This window comes from Pseudomonas sp. GW101-3H06, from assembly GCF_059424605.1.
Genome location: NZ_JBWKZO010000001.1, coordinates 483,005 through 506,595, shown reverse-complemented (window position 1 = coordinate 506,595; position 23,591 = coordinate 483,005). Strand labels below are relative to the sequence as shown.

17 protein-coding genes and 1 pseudogene are annotated in these 23,591 nt (G+C 60.2%); 3 read left to right on the top strand and 15 right to left on the bottom strand.

Features of this window, described 5'->3' with window-relative positions; all coding sequences use genetic code 11:
• Positions 1-31: 31 nt before the first annotated feature.
• The 8 genes from AC07ZE_RS02350 to hutC form a co-directional block, all read right to left on the bottom strand.
• Positions 32-1,555, bottom strand: a complete 1,524-nt coding sequence (locus AC07ZE_RS02350; RefSeq protein ID WP_207260733.1) for an HAL/PAL/TAL family ammonia-lyase — start codon at positions 1,553-1,555, stop codon at positions 32-34.
• A gap of 140 nt (positions 1,556-1,695) precedes the next feature.
• A complete protein-coding gene (locus tag AC07ZE_RS02345) occupies positions 1,696-2,526 on the bottom strand; it encodes a quaternary amine ABC transporter ATP-binding protein (protein WP_207260730.1) in 831 nt (276 codons plus the stop codon).
• Positions 2,523-3,374 (bottom strand): ABC transporter permease, encoded by an 852-nt coding sequence (locus tag AC07ZE_RS02340; protein ID WP_008058061.1) that lies wholly within the window; start codon positions 3,372-3,374, stop codon positions 2,523-2,525. Before AC07ZE_RS02340 ends, AC07ZE_RS02345 begins: the two co-directional genes overlap by 4 nt.
• A gap of 70 nt (positions 3,375-3,444) precedes the next feature.
• Positions 3,445-4,413 carry an ABC transporter substrate-binding protein gene (locus tag AC07ZE_RS02335; RefSeq protein ID WP_207260727.1) on the bottom strand — a complete coding sequence of 323 codons (969 nt, stop codon included), beginning with the start codon at positions 4,411-4,413 and terminating at the stop codon, positions 3,445-3,447.
• 68 nt (positions 4,414-4,481) lie between these two features.
• Entirely contained in the window at positions 4,482-5,954 is a 1,473-nt protein-coding gene (locus tag AC07ZE_RS02330) for a purine-cytosine permease family protein (protein WP_207260712.1), read from the bottom strand.
• A 169-nt stretch (positions 5,955-6,123) separates the two neighbouring features.
• Entirely contained in the window at positions 6,124-7,806 is a 1,683-nt protein-coding gene (hutU, locus tag AC07ZE_RS02325) for a urocanate hydratase (RefSeq protein ID WP_207267748.1), read from the bottom strand.
• A 404-nt stretch (positions 7,807-8,210) separates the two neighbouring features.
• The gene (locus tag AC07ZE_RS02320; protein ID WP_207260710.1) at positions 8,211-8,780 is read right to left on the bottom strand and encodes a HutD/Ves family protein; all 570 of its coding nucleotides are present in this window, start codon (positions 8,778-8,780) and stop codon (positions 8,211-8,213) included.
• A 10-nt stretch (positions 8,781-8,790) separates the two neighbouring features.
• Positions 8,791-9,501, bottom strand: a complete 711-nt coding sequence (gene hutC, locus AC07ZE_RS02315) for a histidine utilization transcriptional repressor HutC (protein WP_170948611.1) — start codon at positions 9,499-9,501, stop codon at positions 8,791-8,793.
• A 146-nt stretch (positions 9,502-9,647) separates the two neighbouring features.
• On the opposite strand from hutC, the gene AC07ZE_RS02310 reads away from it, so the two are divergent.
• Entirely contained in the window at positions 9,648-11,012 is a 1,365-nt protein-coding gene (locus AC07ZE_RS02310; protein ID WP_207260707.1) for a formimidoylglutamate deiminase, read from the top strand.
• Positions 11,013-11,134: 122 nt separating this feature from the next.
• On the opposite strand, the gene AC07ZE_RS02305 is transcribed toward AC07ZE_RS02310, so the two are convergent.
• A complete protein-coding gene (locus AC07ZE_RS02305; protein WP_207260704.1) occupies positions 11,135-11,704 on the bottom strand; it encodes a lipocalin family protein in 570 nt (189 codons plus the stop codon).
• A gap of 31 nt (positions 11,705-11,735) precedes the next feature.
• Positions 11,736-11,990 (bottom strand): hypothetical protein, encoded by a 255-nt coding sequence (locus AC07ZE_RS02300; protein WP_207260701.1) that lies wholly within the window; start codon positions 11,988-11,990, stop codon positions 11,736-11,738.
• A gap of 282 nt (positions 11,991-12,272) precedes the next feature.
• Here AC07ZE_RS02300 and AC07ZE_RS02295 point away from each other — a divergent pair.
• Both AC07ZE_RS02295 and AC07ZE_RS02290 read left to right on the top strand, forming a co-directional pair.
• Positions 12,273-13,307 (top strand): annotated as a pseudogene (locus AC07ZE_RS02295) (HAMP domain-containing protein); the annotation flags it as partial.
• Between the two features lie 93 nt (positions 13,308-13,400).
• Positions 13,401-14,165, top strand: coding sequence for a methyl-accepting chemotaxis protein (locus AC07ZE_RS02290; RefSeq protein ID WP_404940879.1), 765 nt, complete (start codon positions 13,401-13,403; stop codon positions 14,163-14,165).
• A gap of 117 nt (positions 14,166-14,282) precedes the next feature.
• Here the strand turns inward: AC07ZE_RS02290 and AC07ZE_RS02285 are convergent, their stop codons facing one another.
• From AC07ZE_RS02285 to AC07ZE_RS02265, 5 genes are all read right to left on the bottom strand, one after another.
• Entirely contained in the window at positions 14,283-14,885 is a 603-nt protein-coding gene (locus tag AC07ZE_RS02285; protein ID WP_207260696.1) for a DUF924 family protein, read from the bottom strand.
• A 3-nt stretch (positions 14,886-14,888) separates the two neighbouring features.
• Complete coding sequence (locus tag AC07ZE_RS02280) at positions 14,889-15,899, bottom strand: class 1 fructose-bisphosphatase (RefSeq protein ID WP_207260692.1); 1,011 nt, start codon at positions 15,897-15,899, stop codon at positions 14,889-14,891.
• 273 nt (positions 15,900-16,172) lie between these two features.
• Entirely contained in the window at positions 16,173-17,543 is a 1,371-nt protein-coding gene (locus tag AC07ZE_RS02275; RefSeq protein ID WP_207260677.1) for a DUF3999 domain-containing protein, read from the bottom strand.
• The gene (locus AC07ZE_RS02270) at positions 17,540-20,749 is read right to left on the bottom strand and encodes a DUF2339 domain-containing protein (protein WP_207260674.1); all 3,210 of its coding nucleotides are present in this window, start codon (positions 20,747-20,749) and stop codon (positions 17,540-17,542) included. Before AC07ZE_RS02270 ends, AC07ZE_RS02275 begins: the two co-directional genes overlap by 4 nt.
• Before the next feature lie 289 nt (positions 20,750-21,038).
• A complete protein-coding gene (locus AC07ZE_RS02265; protein ID WP_207260671.1) occupies positions 21,039-23,489 on the bottom strand; it encodes a glycogen/starch/alpha-glucan phosphorylase in 2,451 nt (816 codons plus the stop codon).
• Positions 23,490-23,591: the final 102 nt, after the last annotated feature.

Below are 23,591 nucleotides of genomic sequence, written 5' to 3'. Positions count from 1 at the left end.
GGCGCCTTGGCACGCTGGTTTTGTATGGAAATCAGTTCAAATTCGGCAAGGCTTTTTGCAGCAAGGCCGGGTCTTTCAAAACGCTGGCGGCGGCGGCGATATCCGGCGCCAGCCAGCGATCCTGATCGTAGGCAGGAACGCGCTCACGCAGCAGGCGCCACGCCGCGTCGGTGCCTGCACCAAAACGCTGTTCCTTGAGGAACTCGAAAGCCTGGGCCGCCAGCAGGTACTCGATGGCGAGGATCTGCGTGCAATTTTCCAGCGCGCGATGCAGCTTCAGCGCGGCGTTGGTGCCCATGCTCAGGTGGTCTTCCTGCAAGCCCGAAGTCACGTAGTTATCGAGTACTGCCGGTTGCGCCAGCTGACGGTTCTCCGCGCACAGCGAAGCGGCGACGTATTGCACGATCATCATCCCGGAGTTCACCCCCGGGTTGGCCACCAGGAACGCAGGCAGACCGCTGACGTGGGGGTTGATCAAACGATCCAGGCGCCGTTCGGCGATGGAGCCGATTTCCGCCATGGCAATGGCCAGCAAATCCGCTGCCAGCGCCACCGATTGACCGTGCGGGTTAGCCTGGGACATGACGCGAAAGTTGTCGGGCGTACCCAGCAGCAACGGGTTATCGGTGCAGCCGTTGAGTTCGGTTTCGACTTGCTTGATAGCATGCTCGAGCTGATCGCGAGCGGCACCATGCACCTGCGGGATCGAGCGGATGCTCAGCGCATCCTGAGTGCGAATGCCCTTGCTCTGGGCAATCACTTCACTGCCATCCAGCAGAGCGCGCAGGTTGATTCCGACCTGTTGCATGCCCGGATGCGGCTTGAGCGCAATGATCTCGGCGTCGAATGCAGCGATCTGCCCACGCTGGGCCTCGAAGCTCATGGCACTGATCACGTCGGCCCACTGCAACAGACGCGTGGCATCGGCAATTGCCAGACAGCTGAGACCGCTCATGCACGGCGTGCCGTTGACCAGGCACAGACCGTCCTTGGCGCCGAGTTGAACCGTTTGCAGGCCTTCTTCGACCAACGCCTGTTGTGCGGACACGACTTGCCCGCGATAGCTGACGTTGCCGACACCCAGCAACGCAATGCTGATGTGGGCCATGTGGGTCAGGTAACCGACCGAACCCTGGGAGGGCACTTGCGGGGTGATGCCGCGATTGAGCAGCGCCAGCAGGGCTTCGACCACCCGGCGATGCACGCCGGATTTGCCCTGGGTGAAATTGAGGATGGCCGCACACATGATCGCGCGGGTCTGCTCGTCGGCCAACGGAGCGCCAACGCCACAGGCGTGACTGAGCAGGGTGTTGCGCGACAGCTGGCTGAGTTGTTCGTCCTTGAGCGAGACATTGCACAAGGCACCCAGGCCGGTGTTCACGCCATAGGCCCGTTCGCCGCTGGTGACGATGCGCTGGACGATTGCCTGGGCATTCTCGATCCGCGCCCAGGCCTGCGCCGACAGCTCAAGCTGTGCGCCATGGCGGGCGACCGCGACCACATCCTGCCAACGCAACGGGGCATCGGCGATAACGATTTTTTCAGCCTGGGACATCTTCAACCTCAACCGAACATTCTGAATATTGATGCAGCCCTGCCGCCGCCTTCGCGAGCAGGCTCGCTCCCACAGGGGTATGCATTCCGATGTGGGAGTGAGCCTGCTCGCGAAGAGGCCAGCTCAAACACTGCAAATCTTTAAACCACCGCCGCCCGCCGCTGCACGAAGCGGTCGACATATTCATCCGCCGGCGAATGCAGGATTTCTTTCGGTGTGCCGACCTGAATCAGGCGGCCGTCCTTGAGGATCGCGATGCGGTTGCCGATGCGCACGGCCTCGTCGAGGTCGTGGGTGATGAAAACGATGGTCTTGTGCAGGGTCTTTTGCAGTTCCAGCAATTGGTCCTGCATCTCGGCGCGGATCAGCGGGTCGAGGGCACTGAAGGCTTCGTCCATCAGGATGATGTCAGTATCTGCCGCCAAGGCGCGGGCCAGGCCCACGCGCTGACGCATGCCGCCCGAGAGCTGGTGCGGGTATTTGTTTTCGTAGCCCTTGAGACCCACGGTGTTGATCCAGTGCAGCGCGCGCTCGGTACACAACTGCTTGCTCTCGCCGCGCACTTTCAAGCCATAGGCGACGTTATCCACCACGGTTTTGTGGGGCAGCAGGCCGAAGCTCTGGAACACCATGCTGATCTTGCGCCGACGAAATTCGCGCAGGGCTTCCATGTCGTATTGCAGGATGTCCACGCCGTCGACCAGGATCGCGCCGCTGGTCGGGTCGATCAGCCGATTGAAGTGGCGCACCAGGGTCGACTTGCCGGACCCCGACAGGCCCATGATCACGAAGATCTCGCCGCTACCGATGCTCAGCGACAAGTCATTCACACCGACCACGCAACCGGTTTCGGCCAACACCTGGTCCTTGGTCTTGCCCTGGCCGACCATGGCGAGTGCATCCTTGGCGCGGTTACCGAAAATCTTGAAGACGTTTTTGACTTCGATCTTGCTCACGGTTGCGTTGCTCATTTGCTCACCTCATGCCGTGCGCGACCGTACGCCTGTGTAATGCGGTCGATCACCACTGCCAGAATCACGATCGCCAGACCGGCTTCCAGGCCACGTCCGACGTTCAGGGTCTGAATCCCCACCAACACGTCTTCACCCAGACCGCGGGCACCGATCATCGAGGCGATCACCACCATCGACAGGGCCATCATGGTGGTCTGGTTGATCCCCGCCATGATGCTCGGCAGGGCCAGCGGCAGTTGCACGCCGAACAGTTGCTGCCAGCGGTTGGCACCGAAGGCGTTGATCGCTTCCATCACTTCCCCGTCGACCTGGCGAATGCCCAGATCGGTCAGGCGGATCAGCGGGGGCGCGGCGTAGATCACAGTGGCGAAAATCGCCGGGACCTTGCCCAGGCCGAACAGCATCAGCACCGGGATCAGGTACACGAAGCTCGGCATGGTTTGCATGATGTCCAGCAACGGCATCAGCACCGAACGCAGGCGATTGCTGCGCGCCGAGAGAATGCCCAGCGGAATGCCGATGAGCACCGAGATGACCGTTGCCACCATCATCAGCGCGAGGGTTTGCATCAGCTTGTCCCAGAGGCCTACCGCGCCCACCAGGAACAGCAAACCGACGATGACCGCTGTGGTCACCACTTTGCGCGTCGCGTGCCAGGCTACGCCGGCAACGATCGCCAGCATCAGCCACCAGGGCGCAGCGCGCAGCAGCCCTTCAAGATTGACGATGGCCCACAACAGGGTGTCGGAGATGCTGCGGAACACATCGCCGTAGTTGGTGACCAGCGAATCGACCCAACCGTTGACCCAGTCGGCGATGGAAAAAGTAAAGCTTTCGGGAAACATAAAAGGCTCTCAATCAAAGGGTTGCGATCAAGCATCCGACTGCCGTCGCCAGCAGTCGGTGAGGCTCAACCTACAAGGCCGCGTCGATTTTCTTGGCTGCGTCTTCGCTCACCCACGCGTGCCAGACTTCAGGATGTTCCTTCAGGAAGATCTTGGCCAGTTTTGGCGACTCGATACGCTCTTTGCTCATGCGACCCAGGTTCTGGTTCAGCAGGTCGATTGGAACGTTGACCTTTTCCAGCACGGCCACCAGCTCCGGCGCTTGTTCGTGGAACGTTTTGGACAGGCCGACCTTGATGGTCACGGTCTTGTTCACGCCGGGTTTCTCTTCGAGCTTCACTACGTCGACCTGGCCCATCAGCGGCGTTGGCGACCAGTAGTAGAACAGGATCGGCTCGCCACGCTTGTAGCTCGACAGCACGGCGGCATCCAGCGCCGGGCCGGTGCCTGGGCGGAAGTTGGTGTAGGAGCTTTCCAGACCGTAGCTTTTCAGCATTTCGCTGTTGTCGAGCTCACAGGTCCAACCGGCCGGGCAGTTGTAGAAGCGGCCTTTGGAAGGTTCTTCGGCGTCCTTGAACACCGCCGAATACTTGGCCAGATCGGCAATGTTTTTCAGGTCCGGCGCCTTGGCTTCCAGTTTGCGCTTGGCGTCGCCTTCGATCACGTAGCGCGGCACGTACCAGCCTTCTACAGCACCGACGACTGGAGCACCGACGCCGACGACCTTGCCGGCCTTCTCGGCCTTGTTCCAGACCTCGCTGCGGCCCACCCACTCTTCGGCGAAGACCTGGATGTCATTGCTGCTCAAGGCGTTTTCCATGGTGATGGAGTTGCCCGGCAGGCTGTCAGTCTTGCAGTCGTAGCCCTTCTCCAACACGACTTGCATCACGTCGGTCAGCAGCATGGCGCTTTCCCAGTTCAGGCCGGCGAATTTCACCGGTTTGCCCGACTCGCACCAACCCGCCGCCTGAGTGGCGCCGGCGCTGGCCAGCAGGCCCAGGGAAAGCAATGTGGTCAGCAGGGTCTTGTTCGATTTCATTGTGTGACGCTCCTAATCATGAATTGGCTTACGGCAGTCAAGAGGCATCCAGCCCTGTCCACGTCCAATCAGGCCTGCGCCGCAGCGCGACCGGCCCCGCTTGTTTCTGGTTGTACAACGCTGCCCTGCTCGACCGGCAGGATCAGCTTATCGGGTACCGTGCCGTGCCATTTTTTCGCACACACGTAATACAGCGCTGCGGGAAGCACCAGACCGATGATCCAGGAAATATCCACCCCCCCCAATGCTTCCACCAGCGGTCCGGTATAGAACTTGGTGGCGATGAACGGCAGCTGCACCAGCACACCGAACACATAGACGCTGATACCGAGGGCGTTCCAACGGCCGTAGCGACCGTTCGGATCGGCCAGCGCCGGCACGTCATAGCGCTCGCGGGTAATGCAGTAGTAATCCACCAGGTTGATCGCGCTCCAGGGCGTAAAGAACGCCAGCAAGAACAGGATGAAGGACTTGAACGCACCGAGGAACGAGTGCTGGCCGAGCAACGCCATCAGGGTCGCCGCACCAACGATGACCAGCACGAACACCAGACGCTGCAAGCGCGTGACCTTCAGGTCACCACGGAAACCGCTGATGATGGTCGCAATACACATGAAGCTGCCGTAGGAGTTCAGCGTGGAAATGGTGACCTTGCCGAATGCGATACTGAAGTACAGCAGCGCAGCGGTGGCACCACTGCCGGCAAAACCAACGATGTAGGCCACTTCATGGCCGGCGTATTGGCCATTGGCCGAAGCGGCGGCAAACACACCGAGGATCATCGCCACTTGTGCGCCGATGACCGAACCCGCACCCGCGGCAAAAAAGGTTTTCACCGAGGACGTTTTGCTCGGCAGGTAGCGTGAATAGTCAGCCACATAAGGGCCGAAGGCGATCTGCCAGGACGCCGCGAGCGACACCGCCAGCAGGAAGCTGCTCCAGCTGAAGTGACGGATTTGCAGCAGCGCGTCAATATCGGTCTGGCTCATCAGACGGCTGAACAGGTAAACGAAGGCAATCACACCAATGACGCTGGCAACACGGCCAATCCAATGGATCACCCGATAACCGAGCACCGTGACCAGCACGATGACACTGGCGAAGATCAGGATACCGACGCTGTCGCTGACCCCGAATAATTGACCCAACGCCTGACCGGACAGCACGGTGCCCGTCGCGGTGAATCCGAGGTACATCAGGCAGACCAGCACGATCGGGATGGCCGCGCCATAAACGCCGAACTGTACCCGGCTGGAGATCATCTGCGGCAGGCCAAGCTTGGGTCCTTGCGCCGCATGCAACGCCATGACGCCGCCGCCGAGCACCTGACCGATCAGCAAACCGATCAACGACCAGAACACGTCACCGCCCAACACCACGGCCAGGGCCCCGGTGACAATCGCTGTGATTTGCAGGTTGGCACCCATCCACAGGGTGAACTGGCTAAACAGACGACCGTGTCTTTCCGCTTCCGGGATGTAGTCGATCGATCGCGTCTCGATCAACGGTTTGCTGCCTGCACGCTCGCTGTTAACAGCCATGGTTCAACCTCTGTGGATTGTTATTCTGGGTTTACCGATTATTTTTGGTTTGGCTCCTGTGGGAGCGAGACTGCTCGCGAAGAGGCCAGCACATTCAACATCTATGTTTGCTGACATGCCGCATTCGCGAGCAGGCTCGTTCCCACATAAAGCCCCCTGATTTCCAGAGTTATTTGCCGGTAATCATCGGCAGGTTCAGCCCTTGTTCCCTGGCGCAGTCGATCGCGATCTGGTAACCGGCATCGGCGTGACGCATGACGCCGGTCGCCGGGTCGTTGTGCAGTACGCGAGCGATACGCTCGGCCGCTTCGTCTGTACCGTCGCAGACGATCACCATGCCCGAGTGCTGGGAGAAACCCATGCCGACGCCGCCGCCGTGGTGCAGGGAAACCCAGGTCGCACCGCTCGCGGTATTGAGCAGGGCGTTGAGCAATGGCCAGTCGGACACGGCATCGGAGCCGTCCTGCATCGATTCGGTTTCGCGGTTCGGGCTGGCAACGGAACCGGAATCCAGGTGGTCGCGACCGATCACGATTGGAGCGGACAATTCGCCGCTACGCACCATCTCGTTGAATGCCAGACCGAGCTTGGCGCGCAGGCCCAGGCCAACCCAGCAGATACGCGCCGGCAGACCCTGGAAGCTGATGCGCTCGCGCGCCATGTCCAGCCAGTTGTGCAGGTGGGCGTCGTCCGGGATCAGCTCCTTGACCTTGGCGTCGGTCTTGTAGATGTCTTCAGCGTTGCCCGACAGTGCAGCCCAACGGAACGGGCCGATACCACGGCAGAACAGCGGACGGATGTAGGCCGGTACGAAGCCCGGGAAGTCGAATGCGTTTTCCACGCCTTCTTCTTGCGCCATCTGACGGATGTTGTTGCCGTAGTCGAAGGTTGGAACGCCCATTTTCTGGAAATCCAACATCGCTTTAACGTGTACGGCCATCGATTGCTTGGCGGCTTTCACAACAGCAGCCGGCTCGGTTTTGGCGCGAGCGCGATATTCGTCCCAGGTCCAGCCGGCCGGCAGGTAGCCGTTGAGCGGGTCGTGGGCGCTGGTCTGGTCAGTGACCATGTCCGGACGCACGCCGCGACGGACCATTTCCGGGAGGATTTCAGCTGCGTTGCCGCACAGCGCGATAGAAATCGCCTTGCCTTCGGCGGTGTACTTGGCGATACGCGCCAGGGCATCGTCGAGGTCTTTGGCTTGCTCGTCGACGTAGCGGGTTTTCAGGCGGAAATCGATGCTCACCTGCTGGCATTCGATGTTCAGTGAGCAAGCGCCGGCCAGTGTCGCGGCCAGAGGTTGGGCACCGCCCATGCCACCCAGGCCAGCGGTCAGGACCCACTTGCCTTTCAGGTCATCGTTGTAGTGCTGGCGACCGGCTTCGACGAAGGTTTCGTAGGTGCCCTGGACGATGCCCTGGCTGCCGATGTAGATCCAGCTGCCGGCGGTCATCTGGCCGTACATGGCCAGGCCTTTGGCGTCGAGTTCGTTGAAGTGTTCCCAACTCGCCCAGTGTGGCACCAGGTTGGAGTTGGCGATCAGTACGCGCGGGGCGTTGCTGTGGGTCTTGAACACGCCGACCGGCTTGCCGGATTGCACCAGCAGGGTCTCGTCGTCGTTCAGATTGGTCAGGCTTTCAACGATCTTGTCGTAGCATTCCCAGTTACGCGCCGCACGACCAATACCACCGTAAACCACCAGTTCTTTAGGATTCTCGGCGACTTCCGGGTCGAGGTTGTTCATCAGCATGCGCAGCGGCGCTTCGGTCAGCCAGCTTTTGGCGGTCAGCTTGTTGCCGCGCGAGGCACGGATTTCAACGTCACGACGCTTTGTTACAGAGGCGGTGGTAATTTTGTTGTCAGTCACGAAAAAGACTCCTCAGCGATCAATCCAAACCAACCCTGGCGGTGGGTAAGCCAGCCTGTGCGCGTCAAAGCGCAACAAGCGAATCAGTGGACGTTGCGGGGAGTCTCGATCGACTCATACGCATACGTCTTTACTTGTACATACAAGCATATGCAATCAGGCGGCCAACTTGTTGGATGGCCACTCAAGAAAAACCACGCGCACGGCTGGAGAGCGCCTGGATCAGGGGCTCCGGCGCGGATGAAATTTTTCGAGGGGCTTTATTGATGGAAGGCAGGGCTGTTACTTGAGCGTGTTTTTGCGCCACGCTGGGGCGTTCGGTAACAAAGTGGTGCGCTTTCGGGAACGTGTGTGTGTGTCGGAAAGCATCGTGTCACTTGAGTCTTGGATCAGCGTGCGGTGAGTTCGATCACACAACAGGCACCGTTGCTGGAGACTTCCAGCAACCCGGTGTTACCCACCAGTTGCAGACAATCATGACGACCCAGTTGCGAAGCACTGTTACCGACCTTCACCTCCAGCGCATCGCTGACGCTGAACACCAGTACGGTCCCCGCCTCACTGAAAAACCGCTGCTCACCGCTCAACCATTGCAACCGTGTGCTGTAACGCTGCGGCGCATAAATCAGGTTGAAATCGCGAATCGGTCCGCCGAGCAATGTGCAGGACACCTGGCTCTCACCGCTGAAGGCAAACGGATCGATGGGCAACAACGGCCGCGTCACCTGACCGTCAACCGACAAGGTCATGCCGTCGCCCTGCAGTACGGTGATGATTCGCTCATAACCGGCGAAGGTGGAAAATCCGCCCGATTCGCAGATGTCGGCAATCGAGAGGCGCCAACCGAAGCCGTCCAGGCCGGTGCCGGCGTCACGGGTGATTTCTTCGGTACTGCCGCCGCCGTTTTTCCACGGCATGCGCGGGTAATCGACCGCGCGTAGAACCTTCAAGTTACTCATTTACTGCTCTCTATTTATGAAAACGACCTTCCAGACGATGACGGGAACCGGGGTGGATCAAACGGGCGGCGGTCACCGGCTGGCGGCCGGACCATGTGCGCCGACGGATCAGCAGGCACGGCTCGCCCTTTTCAATCTGCAGCAACTTGCATTCGGATGGCTCGGCCAGTATCGCCTCGACCACATGCTCACCTTCGGTCAATGGCGCAACCTGATTCAGGTAGGCATAAGGCGTTTGCAGGGTGAAGTCCTGCTTTAAGTATTCCGGCGCCACCAGTGCGTTGACGAAACGGTCTTCGATTTGCACCGGGATGTCGTTTTCGAAATGCACGATCAGCGAGTGGAAGACTTTCTGCCCTTCGCGCATATCCAGGGCCAGGGCGCGCTCGGAACCCGCGGCCTCTTCTTCAAGCGTGATGACCTTGCACGTGTGGCGGTGACCACGAGAGGCGATTTCGTCGGCGATGTTGTGCACTTCAAACAGAGCGGACTGGCTTTTTGGCTCGGCGACGAACGTACCGACGCCTTGCATGCGCACCAACAGGCCATCGGCGGTCATCTCGCGCAGGGCGCGGTTGATGGTCATGCGGCTGAAGCCCAACTGGCTGACCAGCTCGCTTTCCGACGGAACGCGGTAGTGCGGTGGCCAGTTTCCACTGTCGATTTGCTGAGTGATCATTTGTTTGACGCGGGCGTACAAGGGCGCCGGACTGTCGCCCATGTTCGCGGCCAACGGAGAGACTGGAGGCGGAGTCGGCACGGTGGATCCCTGTTCGTTGAAGAAAGATTGCTAGCTTGCCGGAGTTTACCGGGCAGGCAAACGTCTGTATATGTATATACAAATAACACACGATGGGGTGCTGAACCATGTCCGCCTTCTTTGCCGAACGCGCGCTGCTGCCTAGTGGATGGGCCAACAATGTACGTCTTGAGGTCAGCGCCGATGGCGTCCTGACCCATATCCAGGCCGATTCCCATGCAGATGACGCCGAGCGGTTGAGCGGTCCGCTACTGCCGGGCATGCCGAATCTGCACTCCCACGCCTTTCAGAGGGCCATGGCCGGGCTTGCGGAAGTGGCGGGCAATCCGAACGACAGTTTCTGGACCTGGCGCGATTTGATGTATCGCCTCGTCGGAAAAATCAGTCCGGAACAACTTGGCGTTATCGCACGTCAGCTGTACATCGAAATGCTCAAGGCCGGTTATACCTCGGTCGCGGAATTCCACTATGTGCACCATGACACCAGCGGCCAACCCTATAAGGACCCTGCCGAACTGGCGTTGCGTATCAGCCAGGCGGCCAGTTCTGCCGGTATCGGCCTGACGCTGCTGCCGGTGCTCTACAGCCACTCCGGTTTCGGTGGTCAGACTCCAAACGACGGCCAGCGCCGCTTTATCAACAGCACCGAAAACTACCTGAAGCTGCAATCACGCTTGCAGCCGATCCTGGCGCAGCAACCGGCGCAATCGCTGGGATTGTGTTTCCACTCGTTGCGCGCAGTAACGCCTCAGCAGATCAGTGAAGTATTGGCGGCCAGCGACAAGCAGTGCCCAGTACACATTCACATCGCCGAACAGCAGAAGGAAGTCGACGACTGCCTGAGCTGGAGTGGCCGTCGTCCGCTGCAATGGCTGTATGAAAACATCGAGGTTGATCAGCGTTGGTGCCTGGTTCACGCCACCCACGCCAACCCGGAAGAAGTCACGCTGATGGCCAGGAGTCGCGCCATCGCCGGCCTGTGCCTGACCACCGAAGCGAATCTGGGCGACGGGATTTTCCCGGCGGTGGACTTCCTCGCACAGGGCGGACGCATGGGCATTGGCTCCGACAGCCATGTGTCACTGAGCGTGGTGGAAGAACTGCGCTGGCTGGAATATGGCCAGCGCCTGCGCGATCAGCGGCGCAACCGGTTGTATGGGGCGGAGCAGCCGATGGTTGGCCGCACGCTGTACGACGCGGCACTCGATGGCGGCGCGCAAGCGTTGGGTCAACCGATTGGCGCGCTGGAGGTTGGCAAGCGTGCAGACTGGTTGGTGCTGGATGGTAACGATCCGTACCTGGCGACAGCGAGCGGCGACGGGATTGTGAATCGGTGGCTGTTTGCCGGGGGCGATCGTCAGGTGCGGGACGTGCTGGTCAATGGTCAGTGGGTTGTGCGTGACGGGCGCCATGCTGGCGAAGAAGAGAGTAACCGGGCCTTCACCCAAGTCCTGCGCGACCTCCTGGGTTAACGCAAAACGAAATGTGGGAGCGAGCCTGCTCGCGAAGAGGTCGTCATATTCAACAGAAATGTTGACTGGCAGACCGCTTTCGCGAGCAGGCTCGCTCCCACAGTTTTGTTCTTTGGCGGCGGTTACTTCGAGGTCTTGGCCATCTGCGTATCCGACGCCCGCCAGATCAGCCGCGTGGTGTCGTAACCCTGCTGACGCGCCTTGCTCAACAACTCTTCACGCACCACACCGTTGACGGTTGGGGTGCGCGACAGCAGCCACAGGTAACGACGGCCAGGGTCGCCGACAATGGCAGTTTTGTAGTCATCGCTGACGTACAACACCCAGTATTCACCCTTCGCAACCCCCGGAATCAGCCTGGAAAACCAGGTATCGAACTCCACCCACAATTTGTCGGTCTTGCCCGGCACCTGTGGATAGGCCGTGCCCTTGACCTCTTCCCACTCCCACTGCGGCGTCAGGCAGCGATTGAGCACCGCCACATTGCCGTCAGGCTTGAGCGTGTAGTGAGCTTCGGATTGCGCGCAGTTGCGCTGGAAATACATCGGCAGACGCGCCAACTCATACCAGGTGCCCTGGTAACGCTTGAGATTGACGCTATTGACTGTCTTGGGCGCCAACGGATCCTGGCCAGAAGTGGCACAGCCGGCCAATACCAGGCCGGCAAAAAGCATGATCAACAACCGCTTCATTATTTTTCTCCCGTGGGCGCTCGGCCCCGGATTACTTCAGGCCTTGGCCGGAAAACATCAGCACTTTGTCACCGGCATATTGCACGCTGATAAAGCTGTTCTTATCGCCCCAGGTGCAACTGGACATGCCGAGCGCGCCTGAACAATCGGTGGGTTTGCCCAGCAGGGTTTCAACCTCGGCCTTGTCCATGCCGGACGAGAGCTTCGAGTAGTTTTCCTGATTGACCTTGCTGCACGCAGCCAACAACACGCAGAACGAAAGCAAGGCGATGGATCGCAGCGACATGGTGTAACTCCAGGGGCAAAGGGGATTGGCATGGCTGCCAAGCAGAACCTTAGAAGAGAAAACTCCTTTCTGGTTCCGTCACCTGCTGTGTATTTATAGGGCCGCTCGTCTGCCTTGCGCCAAATAATCAACCACTTTGCAGCGTTATCGGGCATTTCGTCGGGTTCCGTCAAAAAACGCCTAATCTTTGGCGCAGCTCAGTCGACATACAGGGCAGCGCAATGCCCACTTGCGAGGCATTTGCCCCCTTTGTCGACGAGTCTTTCCGCGGTAGCTCATTTAATGACCAGAAACATGAAGTTCAGCCACAAGATCCTGTTGGCTGCTGCCCTCGTGGTGGCCGTTGCATTCGCTTGTTTCATCCTGTTCAACGACTATCGCCAGCGTCAGACGTTGCGTAGCAGCACCGAAGCCTCGATGCAGGAGCTCGGCAGCCTGACCACCAGCAACATCCAGACTTGGCTGGATAGCCGCATTCAGTTGCTGCAATCGCTGTCCCAGCAAATCGCCGTGGACGGCAGCGCCCAGGCTAACCTCAAACGCGCCATCGACCTGCCCGCCTATACCGGCAACTTCCAGCTGAGCTACTTCGGCGGCACCGATGGCGTGATGTTCTCGATTCCGGCTGGCAACCGCGCAGCGGACTACGACCCGCGCGCCCGTGGCTGGTACAAAGCAGCCAACAGCGCACAGCAGACCATCGTTACCGAACCGTACATTGCCGCGTCCTCCGGCAAACTGGTGATCACAGTCGCCACGCCAGTGAAGCAGCAAGGCCAGATGATCGGCGTCGCCGGCGCCGACATCGACCTGTCCAGCGTCAGCGCGATCATCAACTCCCTGAACTTCGGCGGTCACGGTCATGCCTTCATCGTCGGCGCAGACGGCAAGATCCTGATCCACCCCGACAGCAAACTGGTACTCAAAAACCTGGCCGACGCTTACCCCAACGGCGCACCCAAGGTCAGCCCTGGCATGAAAGAAGTCGAGATCGACGGCAAACGGCAGTTCATCTCCTTTACCCACGTCAACGGCGTACCGTCGGCGGATTGGTATGTGGCGCTGGTTCTCGACCAGGACACCGCCTTCTCGATGCTCAGCGAATTCCGCACCTCGGCGATCATTGCCATGGTGATTGCGGTGGTGATCATCATCGCGTTGCTGGGCATGTTGATCAGCTTCCTGATGCAACCGTTGCTGATCATGGGCCGCGCCATGCATGACATCGCCGAAGGTGAAGGTGACCTGACCAAACGCCTGGCCATTCACGGTCAGGACGAATTCGGTGCACTGGGGCTGTCGTTCAATCGTTTCGTCGAACGGATTCACACTTCGATTCGTGAGGTGTCCTCGGCCACCGGCCAGGTCAACGAAGTGGCGCTGCGAGTCGTGGCTGCATCCAACTCGTCGATGTTCAACTCCGACCAGCAAGCTTCGCGCACCAGCAGCGTCGCCGCAGCGATCAACCAGCTCGGCGCCGCCGCCCAGGAAATCGCCCAGAACGCCGCCCTCGCCTCCCAGCATTCGAGCGATGCCCGTTCGCTGGCCGAAGAAGGCCAGCAGGTGGTGGATAAAACCATCTCCGCGATGCATCAGCTGTCGGCGAAGATCAGCGATTCGTGCGGCAACATCGAGACGCTCAACAGCAACACCGTCAACATCGGGCAAATTCTGGAAGTGATCACCAGCATCTCCCAACAGACCAACCTGCTGGCCCTCAATGCCGCGATCGAAGCCGCGCGTGCCGGTGAAGCCGGACGAGGTTTTGCAGTCGTTGCCGATGAAGTGCGCAACCTCGCTCACCGCACCCAGGATTCGGCGCAGCAAGTGCAGAAGATGATCGAAGAACTGCAAGTCGGCGCTCGTGAAGCGGTGGGTACCATGACCGAAAGCCAGCGCCATAGCGAAAGCAGCGTGAGCATCGCCAATCAGGCCGGCGAACGCCTGGGCAGCGTGACCCAGCGCATCGGTGAGATCGACGGCATGAACCAATCGGTGGCAACGGCGACGGAAGAACAAACGGCCGTGGTGGAATCGATCAACGTCGACATCACAGAGATCAACACGTTGAACCAGGAAGGTGTGGAAAACCTGCAGGCCACCCTGCGCGCGTGCTCCGATCTGGAACAGCAGGCGGCGCGGTTGAAGCAGTTGGTGGGTAGCTTCCGGATCTAAGGCGCTCTTACCGGCCCCTTCGCGAGCAGGCTCGCTCCCACACTGGATCTGTGTTGTTCACAAATCCCCTGTGGGAGCGAGCCTGCTCGCGAAAACGGCATCAGCCGCAATGAAGATTCAGAACCTTGAGCCGGGCTTCGAAAGAAACGCCAACTCCTCAGCTGTAGATTCTCGTCCCAACACCGCATTGCGATGCGGAAACCGTCCGAACTGCGCGATCACTTGCTGATGCTGCTCGGCGTAATCCAGGTAATCGGCAAACAACGCCCGGTCTTCTTCCGGCTGCTGCGCCACCAGATCCATATAGCGTGAGACCGCTTCGTTCTGCACCGCGAGGTTTTCGCAGTGTTCGAACACCAGGTAGACAAACACCCGCTGAATCGGTCGCAACTGCCGATCGAAATCCGCCGCAATGCCTTGCGCTACCAGTGCCTGGGCCCGAGCATCACCGGAATAAGTCTTGGGAGAGTCGCGAAAGATCATTCGCGGCAGTTGATCGAGCAATAACACCAGAGCCAGCCAACCTTCCGGGCGTTGCGCCCACTCGGTCAAACCGCCGGCCAGTGCCTGCTCGACCTGGCCCCCGAAACGCTCACGCGCTTCGAGGTCCTGGCTGTCACGCTTGCCGAACCACAATTTGCCCTTCTGTGCCGCCACTTCCTTCGATGATTCAGCGTTTCCGAACCACCATTCGAGCAACGGCTGCCAGGGCGCGGTCATGGTTTATTCCTTGTGGTAAGCCGTGACGCGTGCAACTTCTTCTTTCGAGCCGAGGAACACCGCCACACGCTGGTGCAGGCCTTCAGGCTGAATGTCGAGGATGCGCTGGTGGCCGTCGGTGGAGGCGCCGCCGGCTTGTTCGACGAGGAACGACATCGGATTGGCTTCGTACATCAGGCGCAGTTTGCCCGGCTTGGACGGCTCGCGGCTGTCACGCGGGTACATGAACAGACCGCCACGGGTCAGGATGCGGTGCACGTCCGCGACCATCGCGGCCACCCAGCGCATGTTGTAGTTCTTTTTCAGCGGACCGGCGTCACCTGCCAGCAGTTCGCTGACGTAACGTTGGACAGGCGCTTCCCAGTGACGCTGGTTGGATGCGTTGATCGCGAATTCCTGGGTGGTTTCAGGAATGGTGATGTCTTCGTGGGTCAGGACGAAGCTGCCCATTTCACGGTCCAGGGTGAAGCCTTTCACACCGTCGCCCAAGGTCAGCACCAACATGGTCTGAGGGCCGTAGATGGCGTAACCGGCGGCAACCTGCTGGGTGCCTGGCTGCAGGAAGGCCTTTTCATTCAGCGCTTCGTTCTGGCTCAGGTATTCATTCGGGCAACGCAGCACCGAGAAGATTGTGCCGACCGGGGCGTTGATATCGATGTTCGACGAACCGTCCAGTGGGTCGAATACCAGCAGGTACGCGCCTTTCGGGTATTTGCCCGGGATCTGGTAGGCGTTGTCCATTTCTTCGGACGCCATGCCGGCCAGGTGACCGCCCCATTCGTTGGCTTCAAGCAGGATTTCGTTGGACAGTACGTCGAGCTTCTTCTGCACTTCGCCTTGGACGTTTTCAGTGCCCATGCTGCCCAGAACACCGCCCAGGGCGCCTTTGGAAACGGCGTGGCTGATCTCCTTGCAAGCACGCGCCACCACTTCGATCAGGAAGCGCAGATCGGCAGGAGTGTTGTTGCTGCGGGTCTGCTCAATCAAATAGCGACTCAGGGTAACGCGGGACATGGAAGGCTCCGGAGGAATGGGGGGCTTAAAAACCCGCGCAGTTTAACGCGAGTCGGGGCGCATTTCCTCCTATCAGACGTGATCGGTCGAAGAGAGTTCATGCGCCGGGATTAGCGTAGTAGGAAATAGATCGAATGTGGGCCCAAGCGTAGCGGTCATTTCAGCGTCTTTATCGACTGATTGATCGCATTCGCGCGAAGGCTCGCATCCACATGGGAACGCATGATTCTGTGGGAGCCAGCCTGCTCGCGAATGGGTGCAAAGCACCCGCCTTCAGGGCTTGATTGGTGGCTTGCGCAGCAAACTGACAGCCATCGCCGCCAGAAAAAACACGCTGAGCAATAACACTGCCCACAGGCCAAATTTCTTCCAGTCAGTGCCGGTCGGTGCCGGTACGGCCGCAGCAGCAGGGGTGACTACGGCCCCACCATCGACCGAAGCCCGGCCCAGCGTCGCCAGTTTCGCTGCGCTGAAATCCGGAATCAGCGTCGACAACGGCAGGTTCGCCGCCTTCGCCGTCGCACTGCCCAACGCCAGCGTAAAAGGACCCGCCCCCCGCGCCAGAAACACCAGTTGCGTGGCGCGCACGGCAAATGTCAGTGTGGGCGCCTGGGCCCCCAGGCCACCACCGCGCTCGTCCACCACCAGTCTCAACTGCTGCACGGTTTGCCCCGACAACTGCAATTCGTTCTGCAGCACGTCCTGACCGTTCTGGGTCAGGCGATACAACAAGCCGCTGCTCATCGGCCGCCACGGCAGGCTGCCTTCCCGGCGACCGGACAACACCACGGGCGCCAGACTATTGGGCTGGTCCAGCACGATCTGCACGCGCTCGACGTTCAGCCCCATCGGTAATTGCCAGATGTACTCCCCGGCCTTGACACTGCTGCCGGCCAACGCTTGCGACCAGACCAACGGCAGCGGCAGGCTGCGTGGGCTGGCGCTCTGCAGCTGCGCCGACGTCAGGATCGGCGCCGCTTGCGGCGTGTTCCACAGCAATCGCAGATAGCGCGCCGATTGCCCCGGCAGTCCGACTTCATGCTGCTCGACCCGTTCGTCGGCAAAGGTCAGCCGCGCCACTTGCCCTTCGCCCCAGGACTGCCAATGCTGCAAATCATCGCTGGCCTCGATGCTGAACCTCTGGAATCCGTCACGCTCGCTGGTCCAGTCGAGGATCAACTGCTGCAAGGGCGCCTTGATACCGCTGGCGTCGAGCAACCAACCGCGCAGTACTTCCTCACCCGCCTCCAGCTGACTGGATGGCTGCACTTCGACCAACGTGCCGTTTAAGTTTGATTGCACTCGTACGCCCGGCGCCCGCTCGGTGTCGTCCGCCGAGTCGTACAGCGGGAACCATTTGACGTTGGTCAGTACACGGTTGTCGTCAACCTGGGCGGCTTCCCGGGCCAGAGCATAGGCTTGCGGCTCGCCGGCAGCGTTGAACACGCGTACATCGCTGAGGTCGGTCTGCCGTGCATTCAGCTGCACCGCCAGGGGCAATTCAAGGCGATACCACGGACCTTCACCGCTCACGGACAACGGTACCTGCGTGGCGAAATCCGCCGGTTTTTCCTGAGCACCGGCCGCCAGCGCCATGCCCATCGCAACAGCGCCCAACCAGCCCAGGTTCAGCTTTCGACTCAAGACGACACTCCTTCGGTTTGCGGTGCCGGTTTTTCAGCTTCCGGCACAGCCTCGACGCGTTTGGGCGGCAATGGGGCGAAGTAGCCCACCACCAGCAGTAATACGCCAACGCCAATGAACGACACAATCCGCGCCAGCCCGCCGCGGTTGCTTAATTCGACAAAGAACAGCTTGGCCACGACCACCCCGATCAGCACGGCGCCCACCAGCCAGACCTCACGACGGCCACGCAGATGACCGCCGATCATCAGACTCAGTGCCATCAAGGTCCAGACAATGGACAGGCCAGCCTGTACCCGCATGGATTCAAGCAGCTGATCAAGCTCGAATGGCACGCCACTCCACTGGTGCGCCGTGCGCATGACCAGTGCCGTGAAGAATACGAACAGCGAGACACCCGTGATCGCCAGAATGGCTTTGGCCGCGAACTCCCTGCCCACACCAAGCTGCGTCACAGCACTGCGGGACCAGACATACACACCGAATAACGCAAAGATCAACCCCAACTCCAGTGGATTTATCAGTGGTACGTAAGGCAATGGCTCGGCGCTGCCATTACTGAAGGCGTTCGCCAACCAGAACCAGGCAAGCATCAACAGCGCCAACGGGGCAGCGGCGTACAGGCGGTATTCGCGATTGTAAGACGACACCGGCCATGGCCAGGCCCGGGGCGCTGCCATCAGCACTAGATAGAGGCTTGGCAGAATCGCCCAGCCCAACCAGCGCCAGGCGTTGTATTGCTCGGACAAAAGCAGCAAGCCGTAACGCAATTCCAGGGCCAGCACTCCGATCAACAACCAACAGCCGAGTACATGAGCCGCACTCAAAACCCGCGCCGGCAACATCGTCCCCAGGCGTCGCAGGGAGACGAAATGCACCACGAACAACACTGACCAGACCAGCCAGCCGAAATAGGCGGCCGGGTGATAGCGCGAGTGCCAGGCCCCCAGCAACACCAGCGCGGCAGCAGGGATCAACACCGTGCAGAGCACCCCCAGCGACGACCATTTCAGACGCAGCGCCAGCACTGTCCATATCGCAACGCTTACAGCCGCGACAATCAGTATCAACGTCCCCTGCAGCGGCAACGCTGCAAAGCGCATCACATCACTGACCCACGCCAACATCCACCAGGCCGCGCCCCACACCAGCAACACTGGGGACAAACGCTGCAGACTCAAACCATCAGTCGCCATGGCCCGATTGCCGATGTGCAAACACCAGGCACCGACCAACGCAGCCAACCCCAGCATCAGCGGTGCCCAGAACCCGCCATGGGCCAAAGGCCTTAGCGTCTCACTGGACGGCGGCCAGGATATGAGGAACAGCGCGCCACCCAACAATTGCACGGCAAACGCGCTGAACAGGATCGCACGCGACTCAATGCGCAGACCGACAACTAACGTCACTAGCCCCGCCAAGGCCCAACAGATCACCGTGCCATGGCTAAAGAAAAACAGCGGCGCCAGCAGATATAGAAATCCCAGGCCCAGACAGGCCAAAACGGGCGATCCTTGGTGCTCCCAGGGTTTGGTTTGCTCCGGCGACGCTTTGTGCAACTGATAGAAACTGAACAACAGTGCGACACCCAGCATCAGCGCGCCCAACGGTGTACCGTCGAGCAGGCTGCCCTCGCCGCTGCTCAGCTCGCTGAGAAACGCCAGCGCCGAACCCAGTTGCAGCAACAAGGCAAATGCCCGGGCCAACGGCCGTTGCTGGCGCAGGCCGAGCCAGAAAATTCCCGCGCCTTCCACTGCCCATGCAGCGGTCGTCCAGCGTGCATCCAGCCCCAGCGGGATTGCCAGACTGGTGAAAATCACCCCCAACGCCAGGCAGGTTTCCCCCAACAGCATTGCACGCCCCCCCATCAGCAGACGGGCCAGCGCCATGTAAATCATGCCCATGGCCAAAGCGCTGAAGGCAGCGGCAAACTCCAGATGCTGCACCAGGGCGAACTGCAACCCGAAGCCCACCAGTGGCGGGCCGAACAGCAGCGTGCCATCAACGTAGTCGCCCTTGCGGGCCGACCAGCGCAATAGCGCTTCGCGATTCTCATCCGCAGGGGCGTCGCTCGTCCCTTGCAACTTGCGACGGGCGAACAGCAACCCGATGGCCAGGTACATCAGGAAAAACAGAATCAGAAACGGCTCAGTACTCCACAGCAAATCCGGCGTATAGGAACGCAAACCCCAGGCGAAGCCGATGCCAAAGGTGCCGACGAAGCCGATAACGTTCAGCAGGCGCCAGGCCTTGAACCAGGCGATGGCCAGGATGCCGGCATTGAGCAAGGCGAAATAGCTGAACAGCGCGACGTGACTACCGGCGCCGGTGGAGGCCAGGATCGGTGCGGCGAATCCACCCAGCGCCGCGACGGCTGCCAACCCCATGGCATTCTGGGTCAGGGCAAGAATCGCCGAGAACACCGTGATGGCGACCAGGACGCCAAACGCCGCCGAAGGATCGAGCAACGGATGCAGGCGCATCGCCGCAAACACCGTCAGGTACAACACCGCGATCCCGGCGCCTTGCAGCATCAAGGCGTAATTGTGGTTGCGCGTTCGCAGCCACCAACCCAGCCCGAGCAGCCCCAATGACGCCGCAGCAACACCGGCGTAACGCAACTCGATCGGTACCACCATGCCTTCGGTGGCGTAGCGCAGCAGAAAAGCCAGGCCGAGGAACAACAGGACCAAGCCCACCCGCAATACAGTGTTGCCGCCGAACAACCACGCCCGGGCAGCGCTGATGGCGCGTTCGATGAAATTGGGGCCGAGGGGGATCGCGGGTTGTTGCGATTCGCGGGAAACCGGTTGCGGTTTCCAGGGGTCCACGGGCAGTGGACGGTCGGGTTCGGCGACGGGATCGAGTTCGGGCGGGAGTTCCCAGACCAGTTCCGGGGTTTCGGCAGCGGTTTGCCCGACAACGGTCTCCGCGCTCTGAGTGGTTTCGCTGATTACAGATTCAACGGTCTCAGGTGCAGCGGCACCGGACACCTCCAGAAGCGCCAGCCGTTGCTCGACGCCATGCAGTGCCACCTGCGCCTGCTCCAGCTGACGGCGATGCTCATTGGCTTGCGAAGCCAACCGACTGATACGCATGGCCTGGCCAATCGCCAAACCGAGCAATGCGCCCAGCAGCGCGTCGCTGAACGACTCGTCGAGCATCCAGCCCAGCACCAGGCCAATCAGCATGAACATCCATTGCATGGTCGATATCCCTAAGCGGCCCTATGGCGGGCGAGTCCGGGAGGAATGTGTGACCTGAGTCTAGTAACCAGACGCCCGGAATCCAGTGTGAAAACAGATAGTTCCTGTTTCACAGATCCAATGTAGGAGCGGGCTTGCTCGCGAAAAGGCCATCAGCTTCAACATTAGTGTCGACTGATGCACCGCTTTCGCGAGCAAGCCCGCTCCCACAAGGATCAAGTTGGTACTTAGTATATCGATCAGGCCCGGCAGCCGCTGGGCCTTGCTCGCAATTATTGTTTATTGAAAGTCAGCCCAACGCCTTCCAGATATCCGTGGCGTACTCGCGAATCGTCCGGTCTGACGAGAACCAGCCCATCCGCGCCGTGCTCAACACCGCTGAACGCCACCACTCTTTCGAATCGTGCCAATGGGCCTCGACCCGCATCTGCGCGTTCCAGTAGGAATCGAAATCGGCGCAGACCAGGAAGCGGTCGTAGTCCACCAACGAATCGATCAGCCCGGTGTAACGCGACGGATCATCCGGCGAGAACACCCCACCGCGAATCGCCTGCAACACGTCGTTGAGCCGGTGGGAGGCGGCGATGTCCGGCACCGCACTGAACTCGTGGTTCTGCTTGCGTGCTTCAACCTGTTGGGCGCTGAGGCCGAAGATGAACATGTGCTCGGCACCGATGCGCTCGCACATTTCCACGTTGGCGCCATCCAGCGTACCAATGGTCAACGCACCGTTGAGGCCGAATTTCATGTTGCTGGTGCCTGACGCTTCGAAACCGGCCGTGGAAATCTGCTCGGACAAATCCGCCGCCGGAATGATGCTCTCCGCCAGGCTGACGTTGTAGTTGGGCAGGAACACCACCTTGAGCAAGCCACGCACCGTCGGGTCATTATTCACCACCCGAGCGATGTCGTTGGTCAGCTTGATGATCAGCTTGGCCTGGTGATAACTGGCTGCCGCTTTACCGGCGAAGATTTTCACTCGCGGCACCCAGTCGATTTCCGGCTCGGCACGGATCGCCTGGTACAACGCCACGGTGTGCATCAGGTTGAGCAACTGGCGTTTGTACTCGTGAATCCGTTTGACCTGCACGTCGAACATTGCCGCCGGGTTGACCGCCACTCCCAACCGTTCGTGAATGATGTACGCCAGGGCTTTTTTGCTATGCAGGCGCTGTTCGGCAAAAGCCTTGCGGAACGCAGTCTTCTCGGCAAACGACTCCAGATCGATCAACTGCTGTTCGGGATTGTCCAGCACCTGCGGGCCGAGGGCGTCGACCAACATGGAGGTCAGCTCCGGGTTGGACTGATACAGCCAGCGGCGGAAGGTAATGCCGTTGGTCTTGTTATTGATCCGCTCCGGGTAGAGTTTGTGCAGTTCGGAGAACACCGTTTTACGCATCAGTTGCGTATGCAACCCGGACACGCCGTTGACGCTGTGGGAGCCGAGGAACGCAAGGTTGCCCATGCGTACGCGACGGCCATTGTCTTCTTCGATCAGCGATACCGCGCGCAGCACGTCGAAATCGTGGATGCCTTTGGCGCGCAACGAGTCGATGTGCTGGGCGTTGATCAAATAAATGATCTGCATGTGCCGCGGCAACATACGCTCCATCAAACCGACCGGCCAGGTTTCCAGCGCTTCGGGCAGCAACGTGTGGTTGGTGTAGGACAGCGTATCGACCGTGATCTGCCACGCCGCGTCCCAGGCCACGTCATAGACGTCGACCAATTGACGCATCAGCTCGGCCACGGCAATCGAGGGGTGAGTGTCGTTGAGCTGGATCGCCGCGTGATCGCCCAAGGTCAGCACCGAGGTGTGCATGTTGCGATGGCGGCGCAGCAAGTCCTGCAGGGACGCGGCAACGAAAAAGTATTCCTGGCGCAGGCGCAGTTCCTGGCCGGCTTCGGTGCTGTCCGCCGGATAGAGCACGCGGGAGATACTTTCGGCCCGAGCCACTTCGGCGACCGCACCCAGGTGGTCACCCGCGTTGAAACGCTCCAGGTGCAAATCTTCCATGGCCCGGGCGCGCCACAGTCGCAAGGTATTCACGCTCGCCCCGCGCCAGCCGACCACCGGTGTGTCGTAGGCAATGGCCCGAACGGTTTCTGCAGGGTGCCAGATTTGTTTTGACTTGCCGGCGTCATCGGTCACAGTCTCGACACTGCCGCCGAAGGCGATCGGGTAAACCACCTCTGCCCGCTCGAACTCCCAGGGGTTGCCGAAATCCAGCCAGTGTTCGGTCTGCTCCTGCTGCCAACCGTCGACGATGGCCTGGCGAAACAAGCCGTGCTCATAGCGAATACCGTAGCCGTGGCCGGCGATGCCCAGGGTCGACATGCTTTCCAAGAAGCACGCAGCCAGGCGACCGAGACCACCGTTACCCAGCGCCGCGTCAGGCTCCAGCAGGCGAATGCGTTCGATGTCGACACCGAGTTCCGTCATCGCCTCGCGAGCCACGTCGAGCAGGCCGAGGTTGCTCAAACTGTCGTAAAGCAGCCGACCGATGAGAAATTCCAGGGAGAGGTAATAAACCCGCTTCTGACCTTTGCGGTAGATCTGCCGCGTGTGGTCCATCCAGTGCTCGACCATGTGATCACGCGCCGCCAGCGCAATGGCCTCGAACCAGTCATGGTCGAAGGCGTGATCCGGGTCTTTGCCCACCGCATAGGTGAGTTTGGTCAAGACGGCGTCGCGGAATGCGGCCACCTCTGCTTCGCGAACAAGTGGTTCTTGAGTCATCGATAGGACCTCGAGCGAGCTTGGAGTTGTCTGAGCCTAGACGGTCTGACAGGCGGTAGAGGCTCTGGTTCGGCAGTTTTTCCTGATAAGCGAATTGATCGG

Coding starts and splice junctions, on each gene's coding strand:
- AC07ZE_RS02280 (WP_207260692.1), bottom strand. CDS start 15,899: ATGTCCCGCGTTACCCTGAGTCGCTATTTGATTGAGCAGACCCGCAGC.
- AC07ZE_RS02345 (WP_207260730.1), bottom strand. CDS start 2,526: ATGAGCAACGCAACCGTGAGCAAGATCGAAGTCAAAAACGTCTTCAAG.
- AC07ZE_RS02305 (WP_207260704.1), bottom strand. CDS start 11,704: ATGAAGCGGTTGTTGATCATGCTTTTTGCCGGCCTGGTATTGGCCGGC.
- AC07ZE_RS02290 (WP_404940879.1), top strand. CDS start 13,401: ATGTTCAACTCCGACCAGCAAGCTTCGCGCACCAGCAGCGTCGCCGCA.
- AC07ZE_RS02300 (WP_207260701.1), bottom strand. CDS start 11,990: ATGTCGCTGCGATCCATCGCCTTGCTTTCGTTCTGCGTGTTGTTGGCT.
- AC07ZE_RS02320 (WP_207260710.1), bottom strand. CDS start 8,780: ATGAGTAACTTGAAGGTTCTACGCGCGGTCGATTACCCGCGCATGCCG.
- AC07ZE_RS02330 (WP_207260712.1), bottom strand. CDS start 5,954: ATGGCTGTTAACAGCGAGCGTGCAGGCAGCAAACCGTTGATCGAGACG.
- AC07ZE_RS02310 (WP_207260707.1), top strand. CDS start 9,648: ATGTCCGCCTTCTTTGCCGAACGCGCGCTGCTGCCTAGTGGATGGGCC.
- AC07ZE_RS02285 (WP_207260696.1), bottom strand. CDS start 14,885: ATGACCGCGCCCTGGCAGCCGTTGCTCGAATGGTGGTTCGGAAACGCT.
- hutC (WP_170948611.1), bottom strand. CDS start 9,501: ATGGGCGACAGTCCGGCGCCCTTGTACGCCCGCGTCAAACAAATGATC.
- AC07ZE_RS02270 (WP_207260674.1), bottom strand. CDS start 20,749: ATGCAATGGATGTTCATGCTGATTGGCCTGGTGCTGGGCTGGATGCTC.
- AC07ZE_RS02350 (WP_207260733.1), bottom strand. CDS start 1,555: ATGTCCCAGGCTGAAAAAATCGTTATCGCCGATGCCCCGTTGCGTTGG.
- AC07ZE_RS02340 (WP_008058061.1), bottom strand. CDS start 3,374: ATGTTTCCCGAAAGCTTTACTTTTTCCATCGCCGACTGGGTCAACGGT.
- AC07ZE_RS02335 (WP_207260727.1), bottom strand. CDS start 4,413: ATGAAATCGAACAAGACCCTGCTGACCACATTGCTTTCCCTGGGCCTG.
- AC07ZE_RS02265 (WP_207260671.1), bottom strand. CDS start 23,489: ATGACTCAAGAACCACTTGTTCGCGAAGCAGAGGTGGCCGCATTCCGC.